We start from the raw sequence: 25646 nt of genomic DNA, 5'->3' as shown, positions 1-25646 counted from the left end.
TGGTGATGGGCCCTTTGACACGGGGTTAGTTCATTCAAACCCGCGCAATTGTTTACAGGTTCCAACGCTGTGCCCTTTTGAACGTTCCATAACAAACCCGCGATCTTGAGAGAGTTTTCGTCGCAGCGCTTGTCGGTCACTGCCTGGCTGACGCAGTGATGAACCGCAGGCGATGACGATCAACCCGCACGGTTCGGGCCAGATGTGACGAGCAGGTCGGATGAACCGCGCTATCCTTTTGTTAGAACATACTATTTGAAGGTACTGCAAAAAAATTCTGTGACAATGAAACACTGGCCCCCGCGATGCGTTGACTGATCGACAGGCTAACACCCTGTATCCGAGTAACACGATACGAGGAGCCAATTATGAAACATCTTTTCACAACCACCGCTCTCGCCACCATGATCGCACTGCCCGTGGCGGCCGAGGACACGATGTCCAAAGCAGAGACCACCGGCTATGATCAGATGCAAAGCATGGAGATCAAGGTAAGCAACCTGCTGGATCACCAAATCTATATGCCCACTGATGAAACAGGGGACGCACTGTCGGGCTCGGGCGACGCCGAGACGGGCGCCAAGATGCCCAGTGACACTGCCACAAACACCGCGACCGGTGAGCAACCCATGCAGACCAACAGCCATGACACGTCGTTTGCGGGCCATATGAGGGCCGTGTCCGATGTTCAAAACAACTGGCAGATGGTCGGCGAAGTAGAAGACGTTCTGATGCGCCGCGATGGCGAGGTTCAGGGTCTGATCGTCGATGCAGGCGGCTTTCTGGGCGTGGGCGAGACAGAAAAACACATCTCGCTGAACCAAATCCAGTTTGTCGAGGATGCTGACGATGAGGGCGCGTTCTTCATGGTCTATTCCGGTGGGAAATCCACGTTCGACCAAACTGAGGACTTTGACGAAACCCGCGCCGAAGACCAAGGTTGGTACCGAGCGAGCGAAACCGAAGACGCCCGCATGTGGGAGCAAGAGCGTGAAAGCCAGACCCGCGATGTAGAGTTGGCGCAGATGACCACGGATGAGCTTCTGGGCGCCGCAGCCTACGGCTCCAATGACGAATGGGTCGGCGAGGTCAGCGAGCTCACCCTGACGGATGAGGGGAAATTGGACGCGATCATTCTCGACGTGGGCGGTTTCCTTGGCATCGGCGAAAAGGCAGTCGCGCTGGAGGTGGATCAAGTTGAGATCACCCGCGTCGGAGGCGACGACCTGCGCGCGCATGTACAGGCAACAGAAGAACAGCTGGAGGCAATGCCGGCCTGGGATGAGAGCTAAGTCGCCGGCATGACCGGTGAATCATTTCAGAATATGCTGAAGGGGGGTGCGCTACGGCGCACCCCCTCTTTCTACCTACAGGTCTCGCGCACACTCAGGCCACGCCATAGGCAAGACCGGCAGAGTGTTCATCGCGCCTTGAAACCCAACTTAGGATCTCAACCCAATAGCAAAATCGGAGGATCAGACATGCCTGCAAAATCCAAAGCACAACAAAAGGCAGCCGGCGCTGCGCTCTCTGCCAAACGTGGAGAAACGGCTAAGAACGATCTGAAGGGCGCCGCCCGTGACATGTATGAATCGATGTCGGAAGAACAGCTGGAGGAGTTTGCCAGCGGTGATCGCGAGCAGAAACCTGACCATGTGAAATAAATTCTGATCGTGCGCAGCCCTGAAAAACGGCCACCAGTTCGATTACAGGGCGTGTCTAGTTCTGGCCAAACATGGCTGCACTGCCAAAGCAGCCTACGATGCAACAAGCGCCCGTCGCTGTTCAACGACGGGCGCTATTGTCTTAGGTGCTTCGCTCACTCACGACCAAGCCGGATCATCACGTCGGACCTTGAAAGTGGTCCATATCCCCGCAGGCACGCCAACGATCAGGCCGATTGTAATGGCGACCGCAAACGCTTGCCATGCAAGCCAATCTGCAACCAGAAATGCCGTCAAAGCGGCACCTGAAATACAAAGAACCCAAAGCGGTATAAAAACAAATCTCCAACCATATTTCATTCAGACACCCTCCTTTGTGTTTGCAAAAGATCGTTCAGAAGGAGAACGCGTTGCGCGCGCATAGGTTCCAGCTGATACTCTGGAGGCAGGGCGCGAAGTCTGACGAGCGCGCTATATGGCGCCTTGGATGGATCCAGCGACCGTCAGAAGGACAGCTGCCGCGGACGACATCGCGACCAATCCAAACACCGCAAAAAGACCGTCTTTCAGCAGCAAAGACGTCGCAAACAGCAAGACCGCAGCGCCAAGGATCGACGATGAGAAAGGCACAATTTCCAGAAATGGCATCGCGGCACCGCAAAACAGACACAGCGTCTGAATGAGCTTACGCCCCGGCCAGCGCAGCAAGGGCTGGAACCGGTCACGAGAGTGATTGTCGAGCCAACTGGCAACTCCGTGGAGCTTGTCGATCGCTTCACGGGCACGCTTGCCTTCCAGTGACCGTTTGACCACAAACTGCGGCAGCCAGAGATGTTCTCGACCCGCAACCATCTGCAACGAGATCGCAGCGATGGTGATCCCGCAGAGGGAGGAGAAAAGCGGAATACCACTTAGCGGTGACACGACCAACAGCGCGGGCACCATCAAGACAGGCAGAAAGGACTGCGTGCCAAACACTTCGATGATCTTGGCCACGGCAACCCGATCCTGATCCGCAAGGCGGGCAAGACGATCAACGATCTGATTGACACTTGTGGTCTGCGCGGGGTCGGACATTGAACGGTTCCTTGTGCTGTTGGCTACCTATCCAACGTCCTGCTCTGCATCACGTTCCATTGCGCTTGTCTTGCAAAGCCAGCCTTCGACGGTATGCCGGATGCGTAGCTCTCACTCAGAGCAGGGTCTGGATCGCGATCGCTGCGCCGTATGTCGCCAGAATACCCATGCTTTCCAGACCGATATTCGCCGGCCCCTGCCGTTGGCGATAGAGCTGCCCCAGAGTGAGAATGGCGGTCATCATCAACCCGACGGCAAGCCAGAAGACATCGTCCTTGCCGATCGCGTGGTAGATCGACCCGGCGCGATAGCCCGCGTCGCCCAGCACCAGAAAGAGCGTGTCGAAGATATTTCCGCCGATGATCCCGCCCACCGCCAGTTGCAGCGCACCGCGCCGGACAGCGGCGAGCGTCGTGACGAGTTCGGGCAAGGAGGTCACCACAGCGGTCACCAGCGCACCGACGACTGAGGCCGACATCTCCAACCTGTCGGTCAGCACGCCCGCGGTGCCCGCGATCACCCAGCCAGCGCCCCCCATGACCAGCATCAGCCCGCCAAAAGCTGCGGCGAGTCTCGGTGTTGACGGGAATTCATCCGCCTCCTCATCCGGCTCGTCCGGCGCTGTTTCTTCGGTGTCGACCGCCGTCCACATTGGATCATTTCGCACCTGACCAGAGGCGTAGATACCCATGATGTAGATCGCCAGAAGCAGGAAGGAGGCCGGGTGGATGCCAAGAATTGCAACATCGGGGCCCAGCCACGCAGCAAGCGGTATCGCCAGCATGAACATCAAAAGCGCGCCCTGAAACACATTGACGAGGTCAGCGGCGGCGTGTTCGAGGTTGACCTTACGATGCAGAATGTCGGCCAGCGCAAGAAAGGCAGTTTGCGCGGCGATGCCCCCGATGCCATTGGAAAACGCCAGTGACGCGCGCCCGTCGAGCGCCGAGGTCAGCGACACGATCGTGCCGGACAAAGATGTCGCCGCGCCCAGCAGCACGCCACCGATAAGCGCTTCGCCCAGCCCGGTGCGGTCGGCAATTACGTCGGCCTGGCCTGTCATTTTCACACCGCCCGCAAGGATGCAGAGTGCAGCCGCAGCAAAGAGCACAAGAAGGAGTGGAGTGGAAAGATCAACAAACATGGTGCGGCAACGCTCGAAACTCAGGTTGGTTCATTTCTTTTCGATTTGGGACCGAAAACTAGTCTCTATGCGTTTCGGCTGCGATGTCGCCCTGCGGGGCGCGGGCTGTTTGTCCCTTTCGCAAGTCGCTCTGCAAGAGACGCACATTGCGCAGATTGCCCTTGAAACCGATATCGAAAAGATCGCCTACGATCGGAATGGTGCCAAGCATCCAGTCCAGCCCGGTGTTTACGCTCATCCGGGCAAGTGTGCGCTTCTTTGCCCCCAGCTGCCATCCTCGCGTAATCAGATAGGCCGACGGCAGAGCCGCCAGCGTGTCACCAACGCCCGGGATCAACCCGATCAGGCCGTCGAGCCCGACCCGAAACCCCGTCAGGGGAATACGAAACCGCGCATCCAGCGTCTTGGCCAAGTTTTCGAGCCGCGCCACTTCGGCGGTGATTTCAGCATCGGTGCGACGGCGGCGCATGGGCTTGGTCGGATGGGAATGATCCAGGCTCGCCATCGAATTATCTCCGCGCGATGATCCAGACGGCATGCACGACGCCCGGGATGTAGCCCAGCAAGGTCAGCAGGATGTTGAGCCAGAAGTGCCCCTTCAGGCCAACTTGCAAAAAGACACCCAGAGGGGGCAGAAGAATAGATAGAATGATGCGGACAAGATCCATGATTGGGCCTCCGGTTGAGAGTGCGCCGTTTCGACGCGGGACACTTGGGTAACCATCACGACCGCGCGTTGTTCCGCTTTTTGCAGGGATTGGTGTGGAATGCGCGTGCGCGCGCGGCCTCCGCACGGCCCCTTGGGGGCAGGCTGCCGGGTGCCGCACCGTCGTCCCAGCACCCTCGCATCAGGGGATGCAAATGATCCCGCGTGAACGCATGGCTCACGTCAGATTCAGCACCACCCAGGCCGGCCTCGTGGCACCGGATATCTTTGGTCCAATTTGGCCGACTGAGACGACAACCCTATGGAAAAATACAAAAAACCTGCCACCACGGAGGCAGCAGGTTCATGTCAAAACAACGTCATGCGACAGAGGCGTCAGCCCTCCTCGCGCTCCATGTCTTCGAGCATCTTACGCGCACGCGGGCACGCCAGACGTTCGCGCAAGGGGCTGTCGGGGTCGATGTCCTTTTTGCAGACCACGCATTGATCCGCATCTGAAATCGCGTTCAATCCGCCGCAGCTGCCTTTGATGGTGCGGCCACTGAACAGAACGCCGAAGGCCATGCCCAGCATCACGATCAGGAACAGTCCGAAGGTCAGGATGAACGTCGACATGTCATGCTCCCCTTTTCCGGCGAAACGCCGGACAGTCGGTTCAGGCGGTCAGCGCAGCAAAGCGATCAGACGCCGTGGATTTGAACCCGGTTTCGCCGTTTGCCGCCGCACGGTCAATAAACAGAACCGCCATATCACGATCATTTGCGATCTCGAGCCCGCGCTCGCGGCCCATGACCAGCATTGCGGTCGCCCAAGCATCCGCCAGCATCGCATTGTCGGTCAGAACAGTGACAGAGGCGGTGTCATGCGTCACCGGACGGCCAGTGGTGGCGTCGATGATATGCGAGTACCGGGTGCCGTCGTAGTCAAAGAAGTTGCGATAGTCGCCGGAGGTCGCCATCCCCATGTCGGACAGGCCAACAACCTGCGTCACGCCACGATCAAATGCCTGCGGCGTCTCGATGCCGATCTGCCAGGGCTGACCCTCGGGGTTGCGACCTGCAGTATAAAGGTCACCGCCGATTTCGACCATATAGTCGGTGATACCATAGCCCTTGAGCACAGCAGCCACCTGATCAACACCAAAGCCCTTGCCGATCGACGACAGGTAGACTTCGGCACCGCTGTTCAGTTTCTTGAGACCACCGGCCTCCAGCTCAACCGACTGAGCCTGACCACAGCAGGCCATGGCCTGTGCAATCTCAGCGTCGGACGGCATGTCGCTGCGGGTTTGCCCGGCGCCAAAGCCCCAGAGGTCGATCAACGCACCAACGGTGACGTCAAATGCGCCATCACTTGCCACATGCACGTCCTGCGCGGTCTGCATCACGTGATGCAGTTCGCCGGACACGGACAGGCTCTCGCCTGCCGCGGCCGCGTTGAAGCGCGAAATCTCGGAAGACGCATCCCAGTTGGACATCTGCACGTTGACCTGACCCAGTGCCTGGTCGACTGCGGACTGCAGTTCAGCCTGGTCGATGGACTTGCTGTGGTCAATGGCGACGATCGAGTAGTTGGTGCCCATCGTCAGCCCACTAAGTTCCAGCAGGGACCATCCTTTCTTGCAAGCCATCAGTGCAAGTGGCATGACCATGAAACTACGGCGAGAAAGGAGAAGAGGGTTCGTCAAAGGGCCTACTCCGCTAGTGCTTCTGTTAAGGGACGCGAGGTTCCCAGAGCTTCTGGGACAGAAAGAACGCGGGTTCAACAGTAAATCGGATTTTTTCGCTCTAAAGAACTTTCAAACCGCGTCGCAGTAACGCATAAGAGCGCCGGAAAATGGACAGGACATGAAGACGTGCAGCAACATACGTTGAAAAAAGGTCTCGATGTTCCGGTGCTGGGGGCACCTGACACCAGAATCGAAGACGCAGCAGAAGTCCGGACCGTCGCCATCCTCGGGCAGGACTATATTGGCCTGAAGCCTCGGCTTTCAGTTCAGGAAGGCGACGTGATTGCGGCAGGCGCTCCGGTGTTTGCGCATAAGGACACGCCAGAGGTTCGGGTCACCGCACCGGTTTCGGGACGCGTAAAAGCGATCAACCGCGGCGCGCGCCGTGTACTGGTCAGCGTCGAGATCGAAGTGGATGATTCTGCCGCCGAGCCGGTGGATTTCTCCGCCATTGGCGATGAGAGCACCGCCGAAGGCCTGCGTGAGCGGCTCTGCGCTTCCGGGCTATGGACGTCTTTCCGCACGCGCCCCTATTCAAAGGTGCCGCCATCGGATGCCGCCCCTGCGGCCATCTATGTAACGGCGATGGACAGCGAACCGCTGTCGGGCGATGCGGCCACCATCATCAACGAACACGCCGAAGCCTTTGCGCGCGGCCTGTCCGCCGTGACGGTGCTCACTGACGGCAAGACCTACCTGTGTCAGGACAGCGGCGCCAGTATTCCCGGCGCCGATCTGGCCAGCGTGACTGCTGTCGGGTTTTCCGGCCCGCACCCGGCGGGTCTGGCGGGCACCCATATGCATTTCCTGGAGCCCCCCAGCGGCGAGAAAACCGTCTGGACCATCGGCTATCATGACATCATCGCCATTGGTCAGTTGCTGCTGACCGGGCGGCTGGATCCGTTCCGCACCATTGCCCTTTCGGGCCCCGAATGCAGCCGTCCGCGTCTGGTCCGCACCCGCGTGGGCGCGTCGATGACCGATCTTTGCGCCGAGGATCTTGGCCGCGACACGCCAATCCGCGTTATCTCCGGCTCCATCCTGTCCGGGCGCGCCGGAGAGGGTCCAACCGCATATCTTGGTCGCTATGCGCGCCAGATCACGCTGATCAAGGAAGACCGCGAGCAGATCCCGCTGGGCTGGATTCGCCCGATGGCGTCGAAATACGCGGTGCAGCCGGTGCTGGGCTCTGCCTTCTCGAAGAAGCTGCACGCGCTGACGTCCAACCTTAACGGCGGCCGCCGCGCCATGGTGCCGATCGGCACATTCGAACAGCTGATGCCGCAGGATTTCCTGCCAACGCAGCTGTTGCGGGCGCTGCTGGTGATGGACACCGACCAGGCACAGGCCTTGGGCGCGCTGGAGCTGGACGAAGAAGATCTGGGCCTCTGCGGTTTTGCCTGCCCGGCCAAATATGAATATGGCCTCGCCCTGCGCGACAGCCTCAGCAAGATCGAAAGAGAGGGATAAGACTTTGGGTCTTCGCAGTTTCTTTGATCGGATCGAGCCGCAATTCCTGAAGGGTGGCCGATACGAAAAATTCTTCCCTGTCTACGAGATGGTGGAGAGCTTCATCTACACGCCCAAGACGGTGACCACCGCCGCGCCCCATGCCCGTTCATATATCGATATGAAACGGATCATGACCTATGTGGTGCTGGCGACCATCCCCTGCATCCTGTTTGGCATGTACAACACCGGCCTGCAGACCAATATGGCGATTGCCGAATATGGCGCCTCCGGCTGGCGCGCCGCCATTATCGAGACGCTGGGCATCGGCTTTGATCCCAACAACCCCTTTGCCAACATCATGCACGGGTTGCTGTATTTCCTGCCAATCTACGTCGTGACGCTGGTTGCGGGCGGCATCTTCGAGGTGATCTTTGCCGTGGTGCGCGGCCATGAGGTCAACGAAGGCTTCCTCGTGACCTCCATGCTCTACACGCTGATCCTGCCCGCCACGACGCCCCTGTGGCAGGTGGCGCTTGGCATCATCTTTGGCGTGGTGATCGGCAAGGAAGTCTTTGGCGGCACCGGCAAAAACTTCCTGAACCCGGCGCTGGTGGGTCGTGCCTTCCTCTATTTCGCATATCCCGCCTATATGTCCGGCGACTCGATCTGGACCCCGGTGGACGGGTTCTCCGGTGCCACCGCACTGGCGATCGGCGCGTCTGATGGCGTGGCCGCCTTCCCGGAGCGCGGCATCGAGTGGATGGACGCCTTTGTCGGCACCATTCAGGGATCGTTTGGCGAAACCTCGACGCTGGCAATCCTGATCGGCCTGGCCTTCCTGCTGATCGTCAAGATCGCCAACTGGCGACTGATCGTCGGCTGCCTTGGCGGCATGATCGCCTTCTCGACGCTGCTGAACTGGATCGGCTCCGACACCAACCCGATGTTCGCGATGCCCTGGTACTGGCATCTCGTGATCGGCGGCTATGCCTTTGGTCTGGCCTTCATGGTGACCGAGCCGGTCTCGGCCTCGCACACCAACATGGGCCGCTACATCTACGGCGCCTTGATCGGTTTCATGGTCGTCATGATCCGTGTCATCAACCCCGCCTTCCCCGAAGGCATGATGCTGGCGATCCTGTTCGGCAACGTCTTTGCCCCGCTGATCGACCACTTCGTCGTGCAAGCCAACATCAAACGGAGGGCGAAGCGCAATGTCTGACACAAACGAGCAAAAGGGCATGATCCGTCGTTTCCTCGACGCGCCGCCCGATTCCGTCGGCAAGACAGTATTCGTCGCCGTGGCGCTCTGCCTCGTGGCCTCGATGGTCGTGTCCGCCGCCGCCGTGGCCCTGCGCCCGATCCAGGAAGAGAACAAGCTGCGCGACAAGCGCATCAACGTGCTGCAGGTCGCTGGCGTCTATGACGAAAACGTGCCCGTGGCCGAGGCTTTTGCCGACTTTGAACCGCATGTCCTGGACCTCTCCAGAGGCGCGTACAGCGACCAGTTCGAGATCGAGACCTTCGATGCGCTGGCGGCCTCTGATGACCCGGCCATCGTGCGGGCGCTGGACGAGGATCCCGCAGGTCTGGGTGGCCAGATGCAGGCCTACCGGATGATCTACCTGCTGCGTGATGATGCAGGCGACCTCGACAAGGTGGTGCTGCCGATCGAAGGCTATGGCCTGTGGTCGACGCTCTATGGCTTCATCGCGCTGGAAGAGAACGGCAACGACATCTTTGGCCTGCAGTTCTATCAGCATGGGGAGACCCCCGGCCTCGGCGCTGAGGTGGACAACCCACGCTGGAAATCGCTGTGGAACGGCAAGAAACTCTTTACCGAAGAGGGTCAGCTGGCCATCACCGTGGCAAAAGCTGCTCCGCCCGCCGGTCAGGACTACCACGTCGATGCGCTGGCCGGTGCAACGCTGACCTCTGTCGGCGTGGACAATCTGGTGAAGTTCTGGATGGGACAGGCCGGTTACGGCACCTTCCTTGAACGGCTCCAAGCAGGAGAGATCGACTGATGGCACAAACCTATCGTTCGCAACTCGTCGATCCGCTGGTCGACAACAACCCGATCACCCTGCAGGTTCTGGGCATCTGCTCTGCGCTTGCGGTGACCTCCTCGATGCAGGTGGCTTTCGTGATGTCCATCGCCGTGACACTGGTAACAGCGTTTTCGTCGATGTTCATTTCCATGCTGCGCAACCAGATCCCCTCCTCGATCCGGATCATCGTGCAGATGGTGATCATCGCCTCTCTGGTGATCCTCGTGGATCAGGTGCTCAAGGCCTTCGCCTATGAGATCTCAAAAACGCTCTCGGTATTTGTCGGTCTGATCATCACCAACTGTATCGTGATGGGCCGTGCCGAAGCCTTTGCGATGAAGAACCCGCCCGTCGCGAGCTTCATCGACGGCGCTGGTAACGGCCTCGGCTACGGGCTCTTGCTGATGATCGTTGCCTTCTTCCGCGAACTCTTTGGTGCAGGCTCGCTGTTTGGCGTCACCGTGCTTGAGACCGTGAACAATGGCGGCTGGTATGTGCCAAACGGCATGCTGCTCCTGCCGCCCTCGGCCTTCTTCGTCATTGGTCTGCTGATCTGGGGCATTCGCACCTGGAAGCCGGCACAGGTCGAAGAACGTGAATATAAAATCCAGACGGTGGAGGCGCACTGATGGAAGGATTGCTTTCCCTCGCGGTCAAGGCCGTATTCGTTGAGAACCTCGCGCTGTCGTTCTTCCTCGGCATGTGTACCTTCCTCGCGGTGTCGAAAAAGATCTCGACAGCGATCGGTCTTGGTATCTCGGTCATGGTGGTGCAGGCCATCACCGTGCCCGCCAACAACCTGCTGCTGACCTACCTGCTGGCCCCCGGCGCGCTGGCCTGGGCCGGTTTCCCGGACGTGGATCTGACCTTCCTTGGCCTGATCTCCTATATCGGCGTGATCGCGGCCATGGTGCAGATCCTCGAGATGCTGCTCGATAAGTATTTCCCGCCGCTTTACAACGCGCTTGGGGTCTTTCTGCCGCTCATCACCGTGAACTGCGCCATCCTTGGTGGCTCCCTCTTCATGGTGGAACGCAGCTACAATTTTGCCGAGGCAACCACCTATGGTCTTTCCTCCGGCTTTGGCTGGGCGCTGGCGATCACCGCCATGGCCGGCGTGCGCGAGAAGCTGAAGTATTCCGACATTCCGGATGGTCTTCAGGGACTTGGCATTACCTTCATCACCGCGGGTCTGATGGCGATGGCCTTCATGTCCTTCAGCGGCGTGAAACTTTGATCGGAGGCCAGACGTGACTACATTCGGACTAGGCGTTCTCCTGTTCACCCTGATCGTTGTCGCCTTGGTGACGATCATTCTGGCAGCCCGCTCGAAACTCGTCAGCTCGGGCGATGTGAACATCACCATCAACGGCGAGAAAACCATCTCGGTTCCCGCAGGCGGCAAGCTTTTGCAGACGCTGGCGGCGGAAAAGATGTTCGTCCCCTCTGCCTGTGGCGGCGGTGGCACCTGTGCGCAATGCCGCGTGCGCGTGCATTCCGGTGGCGGCTCCATCCTGCCCACCGAAGAAAGCCATATCACCAAGCGCGAAGCCTCCTGTGGCGACCGTTTGTCCTGTCAGGTGGCGGTCAAGCAGGACATGGATATCGAAGTGCCAGAAGAGGTCTTTGGCGTGAAAAAGTGGGAGTGCACCGTGCGCTCCAATGAGAACGTCGCGACCTTCATCAAGAACCTGGTGCTGGAACTCCCCGAGGGCGAGGATGTCAACTTCCGCGCCGGTGGCTATATCCAGATCGAAGCGCCCAGCCACGCGCTGTCCTACAAGGACTTCGAGATCGAAGAAGAGTACCGCCCGGATTGGGACAAGTTCAATCTGTGGCAGTATGAGTCCAAAGTCTCGGAACCGATCGAGCGGGCCTATTCGATGGCGAACTACCCGGACGAAAAGGGCCTCATCATGCTCAACGTCCGCGTTGCCTCGCCGCCGCCGGGCTCTGCCGGTATTCCGCCGGGCCAGATGTCGTCCTATATCTTCAACCTCAAACCCGGTGACAAGGTCACCATTTCCGGCCCGTTCGGCGAGTTCTTCGCCCGCGACACGCAAAAGGAAATGGTCTTCATCGGCGGGGGCGCCGGCATGGCGCCGATGCGGTCGCACATCTTTGACCAGCTCAAGCGTCTGGAAAATCGCGACCGCAAGATCACCTTCTGGTATGGCGCCCGCTCCAAGCGCGAGATGTTCTTTGTCGAGGACTTTGACCAGCTGGCCGAAGAATTCGACAACTTCGAATGGCACGTAGCCCTCTCGGACGCGCTGCCCGAAGACGATTGGAAAGGCTACACCGGCTTCATCCACAATGTGCTCTTCGAGGAATACCTCAAGAACCACCCGGCGCCCGAGGACTGCGAGTTCTACATGTGTGGTCCGCCGATCATGAACCAGTCGGTGATCAACATGCTGCTGGAGCTGGGCGTGGATCGCGAGGACATCATGCTCGACGATTTCGGCGGCTGACCCGCAGATCTCAAGATCAGAGAAAGAAGAAGGGGGCCGGTGGCCTCCTTTTTCGTATCTGCCCCCTGCCCTGTCCCACGTTGCGCATCACATCGCGCCACAAACCGGATGCGGGCTAAGCCGTGTTCTTCAGCGTCGCCAACAACTGGTGGAATTTCTCGCCCTGCACCGCAACGTGGTTGCGCAGGGCATCCGCCGCGGCCTCGGCCTTGCTGGCCTCCAGCGCGCGCACAATCTGCTCATGCTCGGACATGGACTGGCCCATCCGCCCCCGGAACCGAAGCTGTTGGCGGCGAAAGGGTTGCAACCGCTTGTGCAGCTTCGCGGCCTCCTGCGCCAAAAAACTGTTGCCAGATTGCTGATAGATGATGCTGTGGAACCGCTCGTTTTCAGAGTAATAGGCCTCCACGTCACCGGCGGTGACAGCTGTCTGACAGCTGATGTTCGCCTCGCGCAATTCGGCAAGCGCGGCCTCTGAGATCCGCAACGCTGCAAGCCGACCGCACACCGCTTCAAGCTCCGCCATCACCTCGAACATCTCCAACAGTTCCACCGGGCCCGGTTGGCGCACGAAGGCACCGCGTCGCGGGATCAGTTCGAGCAAGCCAGACAAGGCAAGCCGTTGAAACGCTTCGCGCAGCGGCGTGCGCGACACCCCGAACTGCTCCGCAAGGCGCACCTCGTCCAGGCGATCCCCATCGGCATATGTCCCGTTGAAAATCAGTGCTTCGAGCTGTTCGGCAATGGTATCTGCGCGGCGTTTTTCCATAGGTCAGATCATGACCAACGCTCCAACTAAATTCAAGAATCTAATTCTTGTATACAATACGGTTGACTGAAAAAACATAAAGCGACTACCCTTGTGGCATGACCAACGTGATCTTGCTGCCCTGTCTGTTACCGGGGCTGCGGACCTCAGAGCCAAACATGATGATGGAGCTGCGCCATGAGCATCCTTGCAGAGCTGCTGTCGACCGTTTTTGAACGCCGCCAGCGGTCGGTACAACCCGCACCTTCGGACGGACGACCGCTGCAGGAGCTGGCCGATGCCCTGGTCGGCTCCGCCGGGGAGACCTCCGGCCTGGCCCTGGCCGAAGAGATCCTGTCCCGGTTCGAGCCCCTCGATGATGACGGCAAGCTTGTCTTCTTTCGCCATCTGGCCTCGGCGATGAACATCGCACCAGATGCGGTGCGCGCCACGCTGGAGACCTACGAGAGAGATCCCTCCAAGGCATCCTATCGCGCATTTATGGCGGCCTCCGAACCCCGACGTCAGGAGCTGATCCGCCGCTTAAACCGCCTGCCCAACGCCACCGGGGCCTTGGTGCGGATGCGCGCGGATCTGTTGCGGCTGGGGCGCGGCGAGCCGGAGCTGGAAGCGCTGGACATAGATTTTCGCCACCTGTTCCTCAGCTGGTTCAACCGGGGCTTTCTGGTGCTGCGTCCGATCAACTGGGAAAGCCCGGCGCATATCCTTGAAAAGATCATCGCCTATGAGGCGGTGCACGCGATTGACAGCTGGGACGATCTGCGCCGCCGTCTGGCACCTGCGGATCGTCGCTGTTTTGCGTTCTTCCACCCCTCGATGCCGGACGAGCCGCTGATCTTCGTCGAAGTGGCGCTGACCAAGGGCATTCCCGACTCAGTGCAAACCCTGCTCAGCGAGAATCACGCGGAAATTCCCGCCACCGAAGCGGATACGGCCACCTTCTATTCGATTTCCAACTGTCAGGCGGGTCTGGCCAGCATTTCGTTCGGCAGCTCGCTGATCAAACAGGTGGCTTCGGATCTGGCGACGGACCTGTCCGGCCTGTCCACCTTTGTCACACTCTCCCCCATCCCCGGCTTCACCCGCTGGCTTGAGGCAGAGGACATCTCGACCACAGACGCGGATCCCGAAAGGCTGCGTGCCCTGGCGGCGGATTACCTGTTGAACGCCAAACGGCCCGGAGGCTTGCCGCTGGACCCGGTCGCGCGCTTCCACCTCGGCAATGGCGCGATTGTCCATGCCGTACACGCAGAGGCTGACACCTCCGACAAGGGGCGCGCGCAGTCTGCCGGAACCATGGTGAACTACCTTTACGATCTCGAAAACATTGCACAGAACCACGAACGTTTCGCGACCACGCAAGAGGTGGCCTGCGCCCCCGAGGTCAAGAGCCTCGCCGCCACGGCGCGCAGTGTTCCAGCTTAAGAAGAAAGGCCCCGCCCATGGCAAACCCATTGTATGATCGCCTGTTTGGCACCCATGCTGGCAAATCGACCCCGTTTCTGCATCTGCCGGATGGCAAAGTTCTGAGCCATCAGGACTTTCTCGGCATCACCGCCCAAATCGCCCATGTGCTGACGCACCTCGGTCTCACGCCCGGTGATCGCGTGGCCGCACAGGTTGAGAAATCCCCCGAAGCACTGGCGCTCTATGCGGCCTGCACGCAGGCCGGTCTGATCTTCCTGCCGCTGAACACCGCCTACACCGCGGATGAGCTGTCCTATTTCATTGAAAACAGCGGCGCCTCCGTCGTGGTCTGCGACGCACGGATGGAAGACACGCTAACGCCGATCACCACGCAGCTTGGGGCCAGGCTGGAAACGCTGAATGCGGATGGCAGTGGCACGCTGTCCGACCAGGCAGCAGCGATGCCCGAAACGTTTGACACCGTCGCGCGCGACGCTGAGGATCTCGCCGCGTTCCTGTACACCTCCGGCACGACGGGCCGTTCCAAAGGCGCGATGCTGACGCAGAACAACCTGCTGTCCAATGCCGAGACGCTGGTCAAGGAATGGCGCTTCACGGCCGATGACGTGCTGCTGCACGCCCTGCCGATCTTCCATACCCATGGTCTGTTCGTCGCCAGCAACGTGACCCTTCTCGCGGGGGGCAGCCTGATCTTTCTGCCAAAGTTCGATCTCGACGTCGTGATTGAAAAACTGCCGCAGGCCACCACGCTGATGGGGGTTCCGACCTTCTACACCCGCTTGCTGAGTGATGATCGCTTTACGGGCGCGCTGACCTCTCACATGCGGTTGTTCATCTCCGGCTCCGCTCCGCTGTTGGCAGAGACACATGTGCAATTCGAGACCCGCACAGGGCATCGGATCCTGGAACGTTACGGCATGACCGAGACCAACATGAACACCTCCAACCCCTATGAGGGTGAGCGCCGCGCCGGCACCGTCGGCTTCCCCCTGCCCGGAGTGGAACTGAAAGTGACCGATCCCGCCAGCGGTGACAGCCTGCCCCACGGCGAGGTCGGCCAGATCGAAGTTCGCGGTGCCAATGTGTTCAAAGGCTATTGGCAAATGCCCGAGAAAACCGCCGCCGAACTGCGCGAAGACGGGTTCTTTATCACCGGAGACCTCGGCAAGGTGGATGCGGACGGATATGTCCACATCGTTGGCCGCAACAAGGATCTGATCATCTCGGGCGGCTACAACATCTACCCCAAGGAGATCGAACTGGTGCTTGATGACCAGCCCGGCGTGCTGGAAAGCGCGGTCATCGGCGTGCCGCACCCGGACTTCGGCGAAACGGTGTTGGGCATTCTCGTTGCCGCTCCGGGCGAAACACCCGACACCGCGGCGATGATGGAGGCCGTGCAGTCCCAGCTGGCGCGGTTCAAACATCCCCGGCAGCTGATCCTCATCGACGAGCTGCCGCGCAACACCATGGGCAAGGTGCAGAAGAACATTCTGCGCGAGGCGTATAAGGACATGTTTGCCACTTGATCGCCGGTGAAGGCCCCCTTGTGAAAGACCACTGTGAAGAGCAGCCGCCTGCTGTGGGTGTCCGCCGTGCGCTTGCGTTACTGCGGCACCACTCAGCCTCTCATCCAATCGCAAAAGTCGCGAAAATAATGATTATGCGGCAAAATTTGCCTCCTAAGCGGCGCCAACCCATTAAAAAGTTTGACCGTTCGGTCAACCCCGCGCATCCTGTGCCCGAACTCGATCCGACACCTAGAGGGGAAGACCATGACCAAGACACTGCTGACCACAACCTGCCTGACCGTGCTGGCCCTGAGCCAGACAGCTTCGGCGGACACGCTGCGCCTGCTGACCTGGGGTGGATATGCGCCCGACGAGGTTATCGAAATGTTCGAGGAAGAAACCGGCCATACCGTTGAGGTGACAAAATCCAACAATGAGGAAATGATCGCCAAGCTGCGCGCAACCGGCGGTGGCGGATTTGACCTGGCACAGCCCTCGCAGGACCGGATCATGGGCCCGCAGATGGAATTTGGCATCTACAAGCCCATCGACGTGTCGAAACTGGACGAGTCGCTGTTCATTCCCTCGATGCTGAAGGCCACCATGGGCAACACCACCGTCGGCGGTGACGTCTATGGCGTGCCGCATGTCTGGGGCACCTCGGGCCTGGTGATCAACACTGCCGAAGCCGGAGACGTGGTCAAGGACTACACCGACCTCTGCGCACCGGAAGTGGCGGGCAACGTCTCCTACCGGCTCAAGCGCCCGACCCTGATCGGCTTTGCCTTTGCGTTGGGTGAAGATCCGTTTGCGGCCTATGGCGACGAAGAGAAATATGCCGAGATCATGCAGAAGGTCGAAACCAAACTGACCGAGTGCAAATCCAACGTCAAAACCTACTGGGGCGGCGGCGACGAGCTGATGAACCTGCTGCGCTCCGGCGAGGTCACGGCCTCCATGGCATGGGACACCGGCGGCTGGAAGCTGAACGACGACAACGCCGATATCACCTTTGTTGCGCCTGCGTCGGGCGCCTTGGGCTGGATCGACACCTTTGTTCTGCCCGCCAAGGGTCAGGCGGATGATGCGGCATATGACTGGATCAACTTTGTGATGCAGCCGGAAGTCGCCGCCAAGATCACGGCGTCTGCAGGGAACTTCACCGCCTCCGCAGGTGCCGATCAATTTGCCGAAGACAGCCTGAAAGCCAAGTATCAGGCCAGCTTCCCGCAAGAGGCGATCGACAACATCAAGTGGTACCCGCCAGTTCCGGCCGGTCTGGAATCCATCGAAGGTGATGTTCTGGACCGCGTTCAGGCAGCCAACTGATTTCTTCTGACACGGGCGGCATCTGATCTGCGGATGCCGCCCCACTCGTTTTGGAAAAGACCTGAAACGCGGTATGCGCTCTTCCTGTCGGGGAGCGCATACCGCGATCTTTCCTTTTTCAAGTGTTGACCCGAACCGTCTACAACGGACCCCTGCATGACCCCTGATCTTGAATGCGCTGAGCTTGCGAAACGCTTCGGCACCACCACCGCTGTCGATAATGTGTCCTTTTCGGTGCCGCCAGGCAGCTTCTTCTCAATCCTCGGCCCTTCCGGCTGCGGCAAAACCACAATCATGCGGATGATTGCCGGTTTTCTCGAGCCCACCTCAGGCGACATCCGGATCAAGGGCGGCTCCGTTCTGAACACCCCTCCGAACAAACGCCCGGTGAACATGGTGTTCCAGCATCTGGCGCTGTTTCCGATGATGACGATCGCCGAGAACATCGGTTACGGCCTGCGCCGCAACAAGGTGCCAAAGGATCAGATCGCCCACAAAGTCGACGAGGCCTTGGAGCGCATCGGCCTGCCCGGCATTGGGCACCGCAAGGTCGATGAGCTGTCCGGGGGACAAAAACAGCGTGTCGCGATCGCCCGTTGCATGGTGCTGGAACCGGATGTGCTGCTGCTGGATGAACCGTTGGGCGCGCTCGATCTCAAACTGCGCGAACATATGAAGGTTGAGCTGAAGGCGCTTCAGGCCGCATTTGACACCACGTTTGTCTACATCACCCACGACCAGTCCGAGGCGCTGGTGATGTCCGACCAGATCGCCGTCATGAACCAGGGGCGGTTTGAACAGGTCGGCACGGCGCAGGATCTCTATTACAGACCCGACACCCCCTTTGTCGCTGGCTTCATTGGCGAGGCCAATCGCTGGAAAGGCCGGATCGAGCGGGTCGAGGGCGATACGCTTCAGCTGCGTACCGATAGTGGACTGGCCATGCGCGCGACCGCCGTGAATGAACTGTCCACAGGCGACACGGCCGAGATCTTTGTCCGCCCTGAAACCATCCGCCTGGCCGCCGACCCCGCGGCACTGGCCACGTTTGACAACCAGCTGCGCTGCACCGTCACCAGCATTCTGTTCAACGGTGCGGCCTCGCGCGTGCTGGTCCAGGATAATGTCGGCGAAACGCTAGAGGTCACCCTGCCCCAATCCGGCGAATTCGCCGCGCTCAAACGCGGCGACACGGTCCATATCGGCTGGGGGGCCGCACAGGCCACCTGTTTCAGGGAGAGTGTCTGATGCGCAACCACGCCCGTATCGGATTTGTCCTTCTGCTGACGCCACTTGTTCTGTGGCTCGGCCTGCTGATTATCATCCCGCATATCGACATGCTGCTGATTTCGCTGCGCGAACGCATCAGCTTTGGCGTCTATGACACCAGCCTGGCGCAGTATGAGAAGGCGCTGACCGAACCGCTTTACCTGCGCACCTTCTGGCGCACGGCCATCATGTCGATCCTCGCCACCGGCATCACGCTGCTGATCGCCTTTCCGGTCGCCTATTACATCGCCAAAATGGCCAAGGGGCGACTGCAACAGGTGCTGTTCCTGCTCTGCCTCATCCCGTTCTACGTGTCAGAGCTGGTGCGCACATTCGGCTGGATGATCCTGTTGCGGGAAACCGGCCTGATTTCGAACCTCCTGCAATGGGTGGGTCTGGCGGATCAGCCTGTCGAAATGCTCTATAATGACTCCGCCATGATGGTCGGGCTGGTCTATACGTCGATGTTGTTCATGGTGGTGCCACTCGTCACCACGCTTGAAAGCCTCGACGACAGCGTGATCGAGGCGGGCTATGATCTGGGCGGCAACGGTCTGTCGGTCCTGCGCGAGATCATCATCCCCCACGCCATGCCGGGCATTGTTTCCGGATCGATCGTGGTCTTCATGCTGAGCCTCGGCAACTACCTGACCCCGACGATGCTGGGTGGCAAGGACAGTCTGTGGTTCACCGAGATGATCTATAACCAGTTCATCGTGCGCTCGAACTGGGAGCTTGGCGCCACATTCGGCTTCATGCTGCTGCTCCTGTCTTCGGTGATCGTCTGGGGCATGCTGCGCCTGACGGGACGTACCTTGCAAGAAACAATGGGGTAAACCATGATTCCCACCATTCCCCAATCCCGCAGCTTTCGCCTGATCTATGGCGGCTATGTGCTGATGTTCTTTCTCTACCTCGCGCTCCCGCTTACGGTGGTTGCGGTCTTTGCCTTCAACGACAGCCAATTCCCGTCCCTGCCCTGGGAGGGGTTCACCTGGAACTGGTTCTTTGGCGCCGAGGCGCCCCAGATCGGCGTCTTTCATGAGCGTGGCATTCTCCGCGCGGTCGGCACCTCGGTCTTTGTTGCGGCCTGTGTCGCGGTGCTGTCGGTCAGCGTCGGAACGACCAATGCCTTCTTGTTCAACCGCTATGATTTCCGTGGAAAGACAGTGCTTTACGTGCTGATGTTGCTGCCACTGGTGATCCCGGGGATCGTTCTTGGCATTTCCATCCTGGTGTTTTCCTCGACGCTCGCCAACGGCATCTGGGACGTGGCGCAAATGGACATTCAGGCGCTGCGCCCTGGGTTGCTGCTGGTGGTTCTGGGGCAGTTCTCGTTCATCACCACCATTGCAACGCTGGTCATCAGCGCCCGGCTGCAGAAATTCGACCGCACGTTGGAAGAGGCCGCCCTCAACCTCGGTGCAACCCGCCTCACGGCAGTGCGCACCATCACCATTCCGTTTCTGATGCCCGCAATCATCGGTGCGGTGGTCGTGGCATTTCTGATGAGCTTTGAGAACTTCAACACCACGCTGATGTTAGTCGGCTCTGATGCGCCGCTCACGATCGCCATGTTCGACAGGCTCAAGGAAGGTTCGACCCCGCTCCTCAATGCCGTGTCGCTGCTGTTGATGCTGGGATCATCCCTGCTGGCGCTGGCCATGATACTGTTCCAGCGGCGCTAACCCTCAACACAAAGACCCTTGGCAGCCACTGCTGCACGCTCTTCCGGTGACCACTCCGCAGCGGTCATCGGGAGAGCAAACCTTGCCAACGGATCACCGGCCGTCCGCGCTCTGTGACACGCAAATCACCCCTCATCCTCAGCGAATGCATCTGGCTCCAGCTCTTGCCAGAAGGCGATAATGCTCGCTGCATTCAGCGCCGATCTCCATCCATGCTGGCGAAAGTGTTCCCGGTCGAGTTCGCTCTCCAGGCGGGACTGAAACAAGCGCTTGTCCGCATCTCGCTGCGTGGGGTTTCGCCGCGAAACCAGTGTTTCGACGATATCAAGATGACGGGCCCGGTCACGCCGCGCTGCTGCGCGGGCCTGAAACGCGGCGTCCTCGGCGGCTTGTGCGGCGGCCTGCTCCGCACGTTTCTCTTCCAGACGTGCTTGGGTTTCTGGATCGACAGGAGCCTGGCGCGCGCCACCGCCCTCAGACGGGCTGTAATCGCCCATGATTGCCGCACGCAGATAGCCCACGCTGGATTTCACATCCCCCTGCCCCGCGACATAGTTGAGCTTTTCCTGCACGTAGTCCGGGCCGTGCTCCGTGATCCATTGACGCGCAAGCCGATCAGAAACCCCCTGCCCCCGCAGTGCTTTGTAAACGGGCAAATTGCGCAAACCGTCGCTATCATCAATCTGGAACATTGCCATCTGCGGGTTCTCGCGGATCAGGAACCGGATCTCGCTGACCGCCCTGCCCTTCTTGCGGGTTTGCGGTTCAATGATGATGTCAGAGCTCTTGTTAACCTCAGCCACTGCGGGTTTGATGATCTTTGCGTTCAGATGCTTGAAGCTCTCATAATAGGCGGATCCGTCCACGCCCATCAGCTTGCGAAAGATCTCAAGGCTCCACCATCCAGTCGAGCCGGTGCGCACGAACCGATAGCAGTTCTCATACAGCGCCAGCCCGTGGCCCGAACTGAAGTTGCGTTGGATCTTGACGTTGATCAGTGCATAGATCTTTGGGTCATGCAGTTTTTGCGCCAAGGCTGGCGAGTAGGCGTATTCGCAGACGCCGTTCTTCAACTTGGCGAAACTCAGCAGCGCAGAGACGCCCCACTCCTGATGCCCCTGCTCATCGAGCATATCCCATTCCGCAACAGTTTCGGCCAGAGCGCGCAGACTGGCCCGCAGACTGTCGACGTCGTTGGAGTTATACCCCACCATCATCGCAAGCGTCCGCGCGTCGATCGTGTGACTGCTCGCTGTGGTCAATGTGTCATACGCGTTAAGCAGCAAGACATTTGACAGTTTGCGCTGCAGCAGCGTCAGCTTGCCGCTGATGTGAATCGCGGCGACGTTCTTCTTGACCGTTTCGCGCGTCAGGGCGCCGGTCAATCGGTCGTCGTCAAAGCTCCGCTCTGCCATGGAATCATCTGCCTCTTGTTTTTTCGCAGACTGCCACATAAGGAACCTGTCAGACAATCCGGCACGGGTTCCTTTGGTGATCTCGCTAAACTCAGCCAACGGCACTTCAAAGGTACCCATGCACAGGACCAGAACCTGCGCATCCCGTCAGAGAGCGAATCGGCCCCGCCTGCCCCATGGCCCGTATGGCGCCACAGCGCACGTTCTGTGCTAGGCTCTAATTTGGGAGTTCAGTGTCGAAATCAACGCTCTGCCACACGTAAGCGCGACGGAGGCGCGCATCGAGAGCGGCTGTGCGGCAGCGTCCCGCCCCTGAGAATCGGAACCCTTAGACCTGCTTTGAGGTCCCTTTCCGCCCGTATACGGGTACCTTTGATCCTGTACATAGGTACCACTCGGCCTGAAAACAGGTCCCCAAGATGATTTAGTAGTCTGAATTCATTGCGTTATTCAGCAGCAAAGAATCTAAAGACTCTAAATAATTAAACGCTTTGTTGGCCGTATTTTTATGGTTTCCAAGAGAAAACAGCAACGTTTCGTCACGAAACCAGTCAAAGGCACCCAGAAAAACCCGCCGGCACGTCCCTTCAGGCCTATGCACCGCCAAAGATGTTCTCTATTCTTGGACATATAACCAAAATCAACATACATTCATCGAGATCGAGCAACCTCATGAGTACCCCAACCTTGCCGCCGTATTTCAATTTGGACCCGGAGAAAGCCGCTGGCAAGCTCCCTGACCCGATCCAGACCGCCCGATTTGCCAAGGCCGCCGCACTCTGTGGCAAAGGCCGAGAGGACCTGGCCCGTCGTGGATATGCGCCGGACGGGGAGAAGCGGCTGCGAAAGTTCTCGGTCTGGGAAATTACCCGCTATCTGATACCGGTGGCACCGCAGCATCTGCGACGTATCTTGAAAGCGCATCCGGACCTGCCGCAAGGCGAAGGCGAAGGTGGCTCAAAATGGTTTACGCTGGAAGAAGTGCTTGCCCTTCGTCAGTACTTTGCCAGCGAGGGAATTTCCACGAAGGAATACCTGCCCTACCGACCCAAAGGTTTGCCGGCGAAAGTGACAGCTGTTGCCAACTTCAAAGGGGGCGTGGGCAAAACCTCGACTGCGGCGCATCTGGCGATGTCCGCCGCGCTCGATGGTTACAAGGTTCTGGTGATCGACCTGGACAGCCAAGGCTCCATGACGTCGATCCTCGGCGGCAAGATTGAGGATGAGTGGTCGACTGTGTTCCCGCTCATCGCCAAGGATTATGCGAAATCCATGGTGGAGGAAAACGCGGTGCGTGCCGCGGCTGGTGAGCCTGAACTGCCATTGGATGAAACGCTGAATGAAGCGCTGACGGTTTCGCCGCGAAACGTCATTCAAAAAACCCATTGGCCAAATATCGATCTGATCGGTGCGCAGCTGAACCTTTACTGGGCGGAGTTTCAAATCCCCGTCTGGCGCATGGGGTTGCGCAGTTGGCCGTTGTGGGATGCGCTGAACAACTTTTTGCAGGACGAAGGCATTCTGGACGATTACGATATCGTCTTTCTCGACACGCCGCCGGCCCTTGGGTATCTGACCATCAACGCCCTTGCCGCGGCTGATATTCTGCTGGTGCCTCTTGGTGCGTCCTTTCTCGAGTTTGACAGCACGGGTCGGTTCTTTGACATGCTCTATTCCACCTTTGCCTCGATCGAGGAGGGAGAGAACGTTGCGCAACGTGCGGCCGGTTTGCCTGAAATTAAGTTCGAATGGGATGTAGTAAGGGCGCTGATCACGCGCTTTGACGCCAGTCAGCAGACGGACATGGCAAACGTGATCCAAGCTTACTTCGGCGATTTCATGAATGCCTACCGTCAGGATGTCACGGCCCTCGTGGGCCAGGCGGGAGAGCAAGTGAATGGGATCTATGAAGCGGATTATCGCGACTTCAACCGCGATACCTATGTACGTGGGCGGGAAACCTTTGACCGGACCTATGCCGAGTTCAAGGAGCTTCTCATCGGCAGCTGGTGGCGCGACGCCCAGATGGAAGGGGCAGAGTAAGATGGCCAAACGCAGACGACTGACCGCACCGGATGCTGCCGAAATCGAAGCGTTGGACGAGGGTTTCGCCGCGAAACCGAGCGTGAATCCGTTCGACAACAGCCAGAATAACGCGCCACCCATTGCCAAGGTCTCGGCAGAAACCGCAAAGCTGCGGGGGATGGCGGCTGTTACGGATCGGGTTGAAATGGCCCGCGACAAGGCCGACGCCAACAAATGGCGTGACGCCGAAGGGGCCGGGCAGGCCGTGCATCAGATCCAGCTGGAGGACATCGACCGCGACTACCTGCGGCGAGATCGGATGCAGGTGGATGAGGACGAGCTGCAAGAGCTGATCGCCTCCATCCGCACCAACGGACTGCGCAGCCCGGTCGAAGTGGTGGCTCTTGACGAGGGGCGTTATGGTCTTGTGTCCGGCTTCCGGCGACTGGAGGCTTTTGCGCGACTGAACCGTAGCGAAGACGGGTTTGATGCGATCCCGGCCTTCCTGCGCCAGGGTACTGACAGCGCCGACGCCTATGTCTCGATGATCGAGGAAAATGAGCTGCGCGCCAATCTGACGCCCTATGAGCGGGGCCGGATTGCAGTTCTGGTGACGGGGCAGGGGGTCTTCGCCTCGGTCGAGGAGGCCGTGGACACGCTCTTTGCTGCCGCCTCGAAGGCCAAGCGTTCAAAGGTGCGCAGTTTCGCCGCGGTTCACGAGGGGCTGGGGGATCTGTTGCGGTTCCCAAATGCCATGTCGGAAAAGGCGGGGCTGAAACTGGCCGCTGCGTTGCGGACTGGCGGACAGGGCGCCCTGCGCAAGGCGCTTGGCAGTGCGCAGCCGGACAGTGACCGGGCCGAATGGCGGGTGGTCGAAGCGGCCTTGGCAGATCTGGACGCAACGCCCAAGGACAAGGCGCGCGGTGGACGTCCGCGGCAGGTGACCCGGCTGAAGGCCCGCACTCTGGCGGGCGGTGGCGATCTGTCGGCAGAGGTGTCACCCTCGGCGGTCCGCATCGACCTTAAAGGACGTTCTCTGGATACCCAGAGCGTGGATGCCTTGCTGCAGCTGATCGAGATGCATTTGCAGTCCGATACCTAAGCGGAAAGAGTGGCAACCGGGCAGGGCGGTCTGAGGCCGCCCGCGCCAGTCGGGACGCGATCAGCTGGTCCGCAGCGGCACAAACCCCAGCACCAGAAGACAGCCCGCAGCGACAAGGCCGAAAAGCCAAAGATGGCTGCGCGGGCCTTCCATCTTCCAGACCGTGCGATAGCGATATCCGGCCAGGCAGGCGATCACGAACAACACGGTTGCGCCGGCTGGCGTCAGCGTAAGATCAGACAATTTGGTCTCCCTTGTCGGAACACATTTACTCGGGCGAGATTTGTAATACCGTATAAGGTGATAAAGAGAGGGAACGCCATGCCTGCTTCATATACTCCGAAAACACGGGGCGACGAAACGCTGGACAAGAAGACCAGCAGCCAGACGCTGGACACCAACATGTCTGCCGCACGAGCAACGGTTGGCGATGTCCTCGCCAACAAACGTGGTGATCTGTTCTGGATCAATCCGCAGGATACCGTGGCCAAGGCCGTGGAGGTTCTGCGCGACAAGGGAATCGGTGCGCTACTGGTCAAGAACCCGCAGGGGGATCTGGTCGGGATCCTGTCAGAGCGGGATATTGTGCGTCGTCTGGCGGATACTCCGGGCAAGACGCTGCCACAGACGGTAGAGGAGCTGATGTCCACTGATGTGATCACGGCGACACCGGATCAATCGGTGGTTGAGGTGCTGCGCCTCATGACAGATGGACGGTTCCGCCACATGCCGGTGCTGGAGCAGGAGCAGCTTGTTGGCATGATCACCATCGGCGACGTCGTGAACTTCCGTCTGACTGCGCTGGAGTACGAGGCGCTGCAGCTGAAACAGTTGATTGTGGGGTAGGGGCTT

The 25646-nt window shown here is 59.5% G+C and carries 27 protein-coding genes; 17 read left to right on the top strand and 10 right to left on the bottom strand.

Annotated elements, in window-relative coordinates; all coding sequences use genetic code 11:
• Nucleotides 1–368: 368 nt before the first annotated feature.
• Both R1T40_RS00420 and R1T40_RS00415 read left to right on the top strand, forming a co-directional pair.
• Nucleotides 369–1292: a PRC-barrel domain-containing protein gene (locus tag R1T40_RS00420; RefSeq protein ID WP_317384002.1), complete on the top strand. Its 924-nt coding sequence runs from the start codon at nucleotides 369–371 to the stop codon at nucleotides 1290–1292.
• A 189-nt stretch (nucleotides 1293–1481) separates the two neighbouring features.
• Entirely contained in the window at nucleotides 1482–1664 is a 183-nt protein-coding gene (locus R1T40_RS00415; RefSeq protein WP_106164695.1) for a DUF3008 family protein, read from the top strand.
• Nucleotides 1665–1823: 159 nt separating this feature from the next.
• Here R1T40_RS00415 and R1T40_RS00410 read toward each other — a convergent pair whose 3' ends face one another.
• From R1T40_RS00410 to R1T40_RS00380, 7 genes are all read right to left on the bottom strand, one after another.
• Nucleotides 1824–2024 (bottom strand): hypothetical protein, encoded by a 201-nt coding sequence (locus tag R1T40_RS00410; protein WP_317384001.1) that lies wholly within the window; start codon nucleotides 2022–2024, stop codon nucleotides 1824–1826.
• Nucleotides 2025–2135: 111 nt separating this feature from the next.
• The gene (locus R1T40_RS00405; protein WP_317384000.1) at nucleotides 2136–2741 is read right to left on the bottom strand and encodes an exopolysaccharide biosynthesis protein; all 606 of its coding nucleotides are present in this window, start codon (nucleotides 2739–2741) and stop codon (nucleotides 2136–2138) included.
• Between the two features lie 115 nt (nucleotides 2742–2856).
• The gene (locus R1T40_RS00400) at nucleotides 2857–3885 is read right to left on the bottom strand and encodes a sodium:calcium antiporter (protein ID WP_106164692.1); all 1029 of its coding nucleotides are present in this window, start codon (nucleotides 3883–3885) and stop codon (nucleotides 2857–2859) included.
• Between the two features lie 58 nt (nucleotides 3886–3943).
• Entirely contained in the window at nucleotides 3944–4390 is a 447-nt protein-coding gene (locus R1T40_RS00395; protein WP_317383999.1) for a DUF4112 domain-containing protein, read from the bottom strand.
• A gap of 4 nt (nucleotides 4391–4394) precedes the next feature.
• Nucleotides 4395–4553: a YqaE/Pmp3 family membrane protein gene (locus tag R1T40_RS00390; protein ID WP_106164691.1), complete on the bottom strand. Its 159-nt coding sequence runs from the start codon at nucleotides 4551–4553 to the stop codon at nucleotides 4395–4397.
• A 374-nt stretch (nucleotides 4554–4927) separates the two neighbouring features.
• The gene (gene nqrM, locus R1T40_RS00385) at nucleotides 4928–5167 is read right to left on the bottom strand and encodes a (Na+)-NQR maturation NqrM (RefSeq protein ID WP_106164690.1); all 240 of its coding nucleotides are present in this window, start codon (nucleotides 5165–5167) and stop codon (nucleotides 4928–4930) included.
• A gap of 40 nt (nucleotides 5168–5207) precedes the next feature.
• Nucleotides 5208–6197 carry an FAD:protein FMN transferase gene (locus tag R1T40_RS00380; RefSeq protein ID WP_207796954.1) on the bottom strand — a complete coding sequence of 330 codons (990 nt, stop codon included), beginning with the start codon at nucleotides 6195–6197 and terminating at the stop codon, nucleotides 5208–5210.
• A gap of 210 nt (nucleotides 6198–6407) precedes the next feature.
• Between R1T40_RS00380 and R1T40_RS00375 the strand changes: the two genes are divergently transcribed.
• Genes R1T40_RS00375 through nqrF form a run of 6 tightly spaced genes read left to right on the top strand, consistent with a single transcriptional unit; the run spans nucleotide 6408 to nucleotide 12258 of the window.
• Complete coding sequence (locus R1T40_RS00375) at nucleotides 6408–7751, top strand: Na(+)-translocating NADH-quinone reductase subunit A (RefSeq protein WP_317383998.1); 1344 nt, start codon at nucleotides 6408–6410, stop codon at nucleotides 7749–7751.
• Between the two features lie 4 nt (nucleotides 7752–7755).
• On the top strand, nucleotides 7756–8955 hold the full coding sequence (locus tag R1T40_RS00370; RefSeq protein WP_317383997.1) for an NADH:ubiquinone reductase (Na(+)-transporting) subunit B: 1200 nt from the start codon (nucleotides 7756–7758) through the stop codon (nucleotides 8953–8955).
• Nucleotides 8948–9760, top strand: a complete 813-nt coding sequence (locus R1T40_RS00365) for a Na(+)-translocating NADH-quinone reductase subunit C (RefSeq protein WP_317383996.1) — start codon at nucleotides 8948–8950, stop codon at nucleotides 9758–9760. Before R1T40_RS00370 ends, R1T40_RS00365 begins: the two co-directional genes overlap by 8 nt.
• The gene (locus R1T40_RS00360; protein ID WP_106164685.1) at nucleotides 9760–10413 is read left to right on the top strand and encodes an NADH:ubiquinone reductase (Na(+)-transporting) subunit D; all 654 of its coding nucleotides are present in this window, start codon (nucleotides 9760–9762) and stop codon (nucleotides 10411–10413) included. Before R1T40_RS00365 ends, R1T40_RS00360 begins: the two co-directional genes overlap by 1 nt.
• Entirely contained in the window at nucleotides 10413–11021 is a 609-nt protein-coding gene (gene nqrE, locus R1T40_RS00355; protein ID WP_106164684.1) for an NADH:ubiquinone reductase (Na(+)-transporting) subunit E, read from the top strand. The genes R1T40_RS00360 and nqrE overlap by 1 nt, the downstream gene beginning before the upstream one ends.
• A 13-nt stretch (nucleotides 11022–11034) precedes the next feature.
• Nucleotides 11035–12258, top strand: coding sequence for an NADH:ubiquinone reductase (Na(+)-transporting) subunit F (gene nqrF / locus R1T40_RS00350; RefSeq protein WP_106164683.1), 1224 nt, complete (start codon nucleotides 11035–11037; stop codon nucleotides 12256–12258).
• 115 nt (nucleotides 12259–12373) lie between these two features.
• Here the strand turns inward: nqrF and R1T40_RS00345 are convergent, their stop codons facing one another.
• Nucleotides 12374–13027 carry a GntR family transcriptional regulator gene (locus tag R1T40_RS00345; protein ID WP_317383995.1) on the bottom strand — a complete coding sequence of 218 codons (654 nt, stop codon included), beginning with the start codon at nucleotides 13025–13027 and terminating at the stop codon, nucleotides 12374–12376.
• 177 nt (nucleotides 13028–13204) lie between these two features.
• Here R1T40_RS00345 and R1T40_RS00340 point away from each other — a divergent pair, with 177 nt between their 5' ends.
• The 6 genes from R1T40_RS00340 (at nucleotide 13205) to R1T40_RS00315 (ending at nucleotide 20252) form a co-directional block, all read left to right on the top strand.
• Nucleotides 13205–14452, top strand: coding sequence for a malonyl-CoA decarboxylase (locus tag R1T40_RS00340; protein ID WP_317383994.1), 1248 nt, complete (start codon nucleotides 13205–13207; stop codon nucleotides 14450–14452).
• Between the two features lie 17 nt (nucleotides 14453–14469).
• Nucleotides 14470–15984, top strand: a complete 1515-nt coding sequence (locus R1T40_RS00335; protein ID WP_317383993.1) for a malonate--CoA ligase — start codon at nucleotides 14470–14472, stop codon at nucleotides 15982–15984.
• Between the two features lie 246 nt (nucleotides 15985–16230).
• Nucleotides 16231–17295, top strand: coding sequence for an extracellular solute-binding protein (locus R1T40_RS00330; protein WP_106164679.1), 1065 nt, complete (start codon nucleotides 16231–16233; stop codon nucleotides 17293–17295).
• A 156-nt stretch (nucleotides 17296–17451) separates the two neighbouring features.
• Entirely contained in the window at nucleotides 17452–18543 is a 1092-nt protein-coding gene (locus tag R1T40_RS00325; RefSeq protein ID WP_317383992.1) for an ABC transporter ATP-binding protein, read from the top strand.
• Nucleotides 18543–19400 (top strand): ABC transporter permease, encoded by an 858-nt coding sequence (locus tag R1T40_RS00320; RefSeq protein WP_317383991.1) that lies wholly within the window; start codon nucleotides 18543–18545, stop codon nucleotides 19398–19400. Before R1T40_RS00325 ends, R1T40_RS00320 begins: the two co-directional genes overlap by 1 nt.
• Before the next feature lie 3 nt (nucleotides 19401–19403).
• Nucleotides 19404–20252 (top strand): ABC transporter permease, encoded by an 849-nt coding sequence (locus tag R1T40_RS00315; RefSeq protein WP_106164676.1) that lies wholly within the window; start codon nucleotides 19404–19406, stop codon nucleotides 20250–20252.
• A 125-nt stretch (nucleotides 20253–20377) separates the two neighbouring features.
• On the opposite strand, the gene R1T40_RS00310 is transcribed toward R1T40_RS00315, so the two are convergent.
• Nucleotides 20378–21667, bottom strand: coding sequence for a replication initiation protein (locus R1T40_RS00310; protein ID WP_317383990.1), 1290 nt, complete (start codon nucleotides 21665–21667; stop codon nucleotides 20378–20380).
• Nucleotides 21668–22339: 672 nt separating this feature from the next.
• Here R1T40_RS00310 and R1T40_RS00305 point away from each other — a divergent pair.
• Nucleotides 22340–23710 carry an AAA family ATPase gene (locus tag R1T40_RS00305; protein ID WP_317383989.1) on the top strand — a complete coding sequence of 457 codons (1371 nt, stop codon included), beginning with the start codon at nucleotides 22340–22342 and terminating at the stop codon, nucleotides 23708–23710.
• Between the two features lies 1 nt (nucleotide 23711).
• Nucleotides 23712–24794 carry a ParB/RepB/Spo0J family partition protein gene (locus R1T40_RS00300; protein ID WP_317383988.1) on the top strand — a complete coding sequence of 361 codons (1083 nt, stop codon included), beginning with the start codon at nucleotides 23712–23714 and terminating at the stop codon, nucleotides 24792–24794.
• 60 nt (nucleotides 24795–24854) lie between these two features.
• On the opposite strand, the gene R1T40_RS00295 is transcribed toward R1T40_RS00300, so the two are convergent.
• Nucleotides 24855–25037 (bottom strand): hypothetical protein, encoded by a 183-nt coding sequence (locus R1T40_RS00295; RefSeq protein ID WP_106164673.1) that lies wholly within the window; start codon nucleotides 25035–25037, stop codon nucleotides 24855–24857.
• 78 nt (nucleotides 25038–25115) lie between these two features.
• Here R1T40_RS00295 and R1T40_RS00290 point away from each other — a divergent pair, with 78 nt between their 5' ends.
• The gene (locus tag R1T40_RS00290; RefSeq protein ID WP_106164672.1) at nucleotides 25116–25640 is read left to right on the top strand and encodes a CBS domain-containing protein; all 525 of its coding nucleotides are present in this window, start codon (nucleotides 25116–25118) and stop codon (nucleotides 25638–25640) included.
• The last annotated feature ends 6 nt before the right edge of the window (nucleotides 25641–25646 follow it).

It is taken from the genome of Tritonibacter scottomollicae (genome assembly GCF_032924845.1).
GTDB lineage: Bacteria > Pseudomonadota > Alphaproteobacteria > Rhodobacterales > Rhodobacteraceae > Epibacterium > Epibacterium scottomollicae.
The sequence above is the reverse complement of the archived record's forward strand: the minus strand, read 5'-3'. Positions and strand labels throughout refer to the sequence as shown.

Excerpts from the sequence above, each read along its gene's own strand:
- R1T40_RS00365 (WP_317383996.1), top strand. The coding sequence starts at position 8,948 with ATGTCTGACACAAACGAGCAAAAGGGCATGATCCGTCGTTTCCTCGAC.
- R1T40_RS00420 (WP_317384002.1), top strand. The coding sequence starts at position 369 with ATGAAACATCTTTTCACAACCACCGCTCTCGCCACCATGATCGCACTG.
- R1T40_RS00335 (WP_317383993.1), top strand. The coding sequence starts at position 14,470 with ATGGCAAACCCATTGTATGATCGCCTGTTTGGCACCCATGCTGGCAAA.
- R1T40_RS00320 (WP_317383991.1), top strand. The coding sequence starts at position 18,543 with ATGCGCAACCACGCCCGTATCGGATTTGTCCTTCTGCTGACGCCACTT.
- R1T40_RS00390 (WP_106164691.1), bottom strand. The coding sequence starts at position 4,553 with ATGGATCTTGTCCGCATCATTCTATCTATTCTTCTGCCCCCTCTGGGT.
- R1T40_RS00340 (WP_317383994.1), top strand. The coding sequence starts at position 13,205 with ATGAGCATCCTTGCAGAGCTGCTGTCGACCGTTTTTGAACGCCGCCAG.
- R1T40_RS00360 (WP_106164685.1), top strand. The coding sequence starts at position 9,760 with ATGGCACAAACCTATCGTTCGCAACTCGTCGATCCGCTGGTCGACAAC.
- R1T40_RS00305 (WP_317383989.1), top strand. The coding sequence starts at position 22,340 with ATGAGTACCCCAACCTTGCCGCCGTATTTCAATTTGGACCCGGAGAAA.
- R1T40_RS00315 (WP_106164676.1), top strand. The coding sequence starts at position 19,404 with ATGATTCCCACCATTCCCCAATCCCGCAGCTTTCGCCTGATCTATGGC.
- R1T40_RS00300 (WP_317383988.1), top strand. The coding sequence starts at position 23,712 with ATGGCCAAACGCAGACGACTGACCGCACCGGATGCTGCCGAAATCGAA.
- R1T40_RS00405 (WP_317384000.1), bottom strand. The coding sequence starts at position 2,741 with ATGTCCGACCCCGCGCAGACCACAAGTGTCAATCAGATCGTTGATCGT.
- R1T40_RS00345 (WP_317383995.1), bottom strand. The coding sequence starts at position 13,027 with ATGGAAAAACGCCGCGCAGATACCATTGCCGAACAGCTCGAAGCACTG.
- R1T40_RS00415 (WP_106164695.1), top strand. The coding sequence starts at position 1,482 with ATGCCTGCAAAATCCAAAGCACAACAAAAGGCAGCCGGCGCTGCGCTC.
- R1T40_RS00330 (WP_106164679.1), top strand. The coding sequence starts at position 16,231 with ATGACCAAGACACTGCTGACCACAACCTGCCTGACCGTGCTGGCCCTG.
- R1T40_RS00325 (WP_317383992.1), top strand. The coding sequence starts at position 17,452 with ATGACCCCTGATCTTGAATGCGCTGAGCTTGCGAAACGCTTCGGCACC.
- R1T40_RS00400 (WP_106164692.1), bottom strand. The coding sequence starts at position 3,885 with ATGTTTGTTGATCTTTCCACTCCACTCCTTCTTGTGCTCTTTGCTGCG.
- R1T40_RS00380 (WP_207796954.1), bottom strand. The coding sequence starts at position 6,197 with ATGCCACTTGCACTGATGGCTTGCAAGAAAGGATGGTCCCTGCTGGAA.
- R1T40_RS00410 (WP_317384001.1), bottom strand. The coding sequence starts at position 2,024 with ATGAAATATGGTTGGAGATTTGTTTTTATACCGCTTTGGGTTCTTTGT.
- R1T40_RS00395 (WP_317383999.1), bottom strand. The coding sequence starts at position 4,390 with ATGGCGAGCCTGGATCATTCCCATCCGACCAAGCCCATGCGCCGCCGT.
- R1T40_RS00310 (WP_317383990.1), bottom strand. The coding sequence starts at position 21,667 with ATGGCAGAGCGGAGCTTTGACGACGACCGATTGACCGGCGCCCTGACG.
- nqrM (WP_106164690.1), bottom strand. The coding sequence starts at position 5,167 with ATGTCGACGTTCATCCTGACCTTCGGACTGTTCCTGATCGTGATGCTG.
- R1T40_RS00290 (WP_106164672.1), top strand. The coding sequence starts at position 25,116 with ATGCCTGCTTCATATACTCCGAAAACACGGGGCGACGAAACGCTGGAC.
- nqrE (WP_106164684.1), top strand. The coding sequence starts at position 10,413 with ATGGAAGGATTGCTTTCCCTCGCGGTCAAGGCCGTATTCGTTGAGAAC.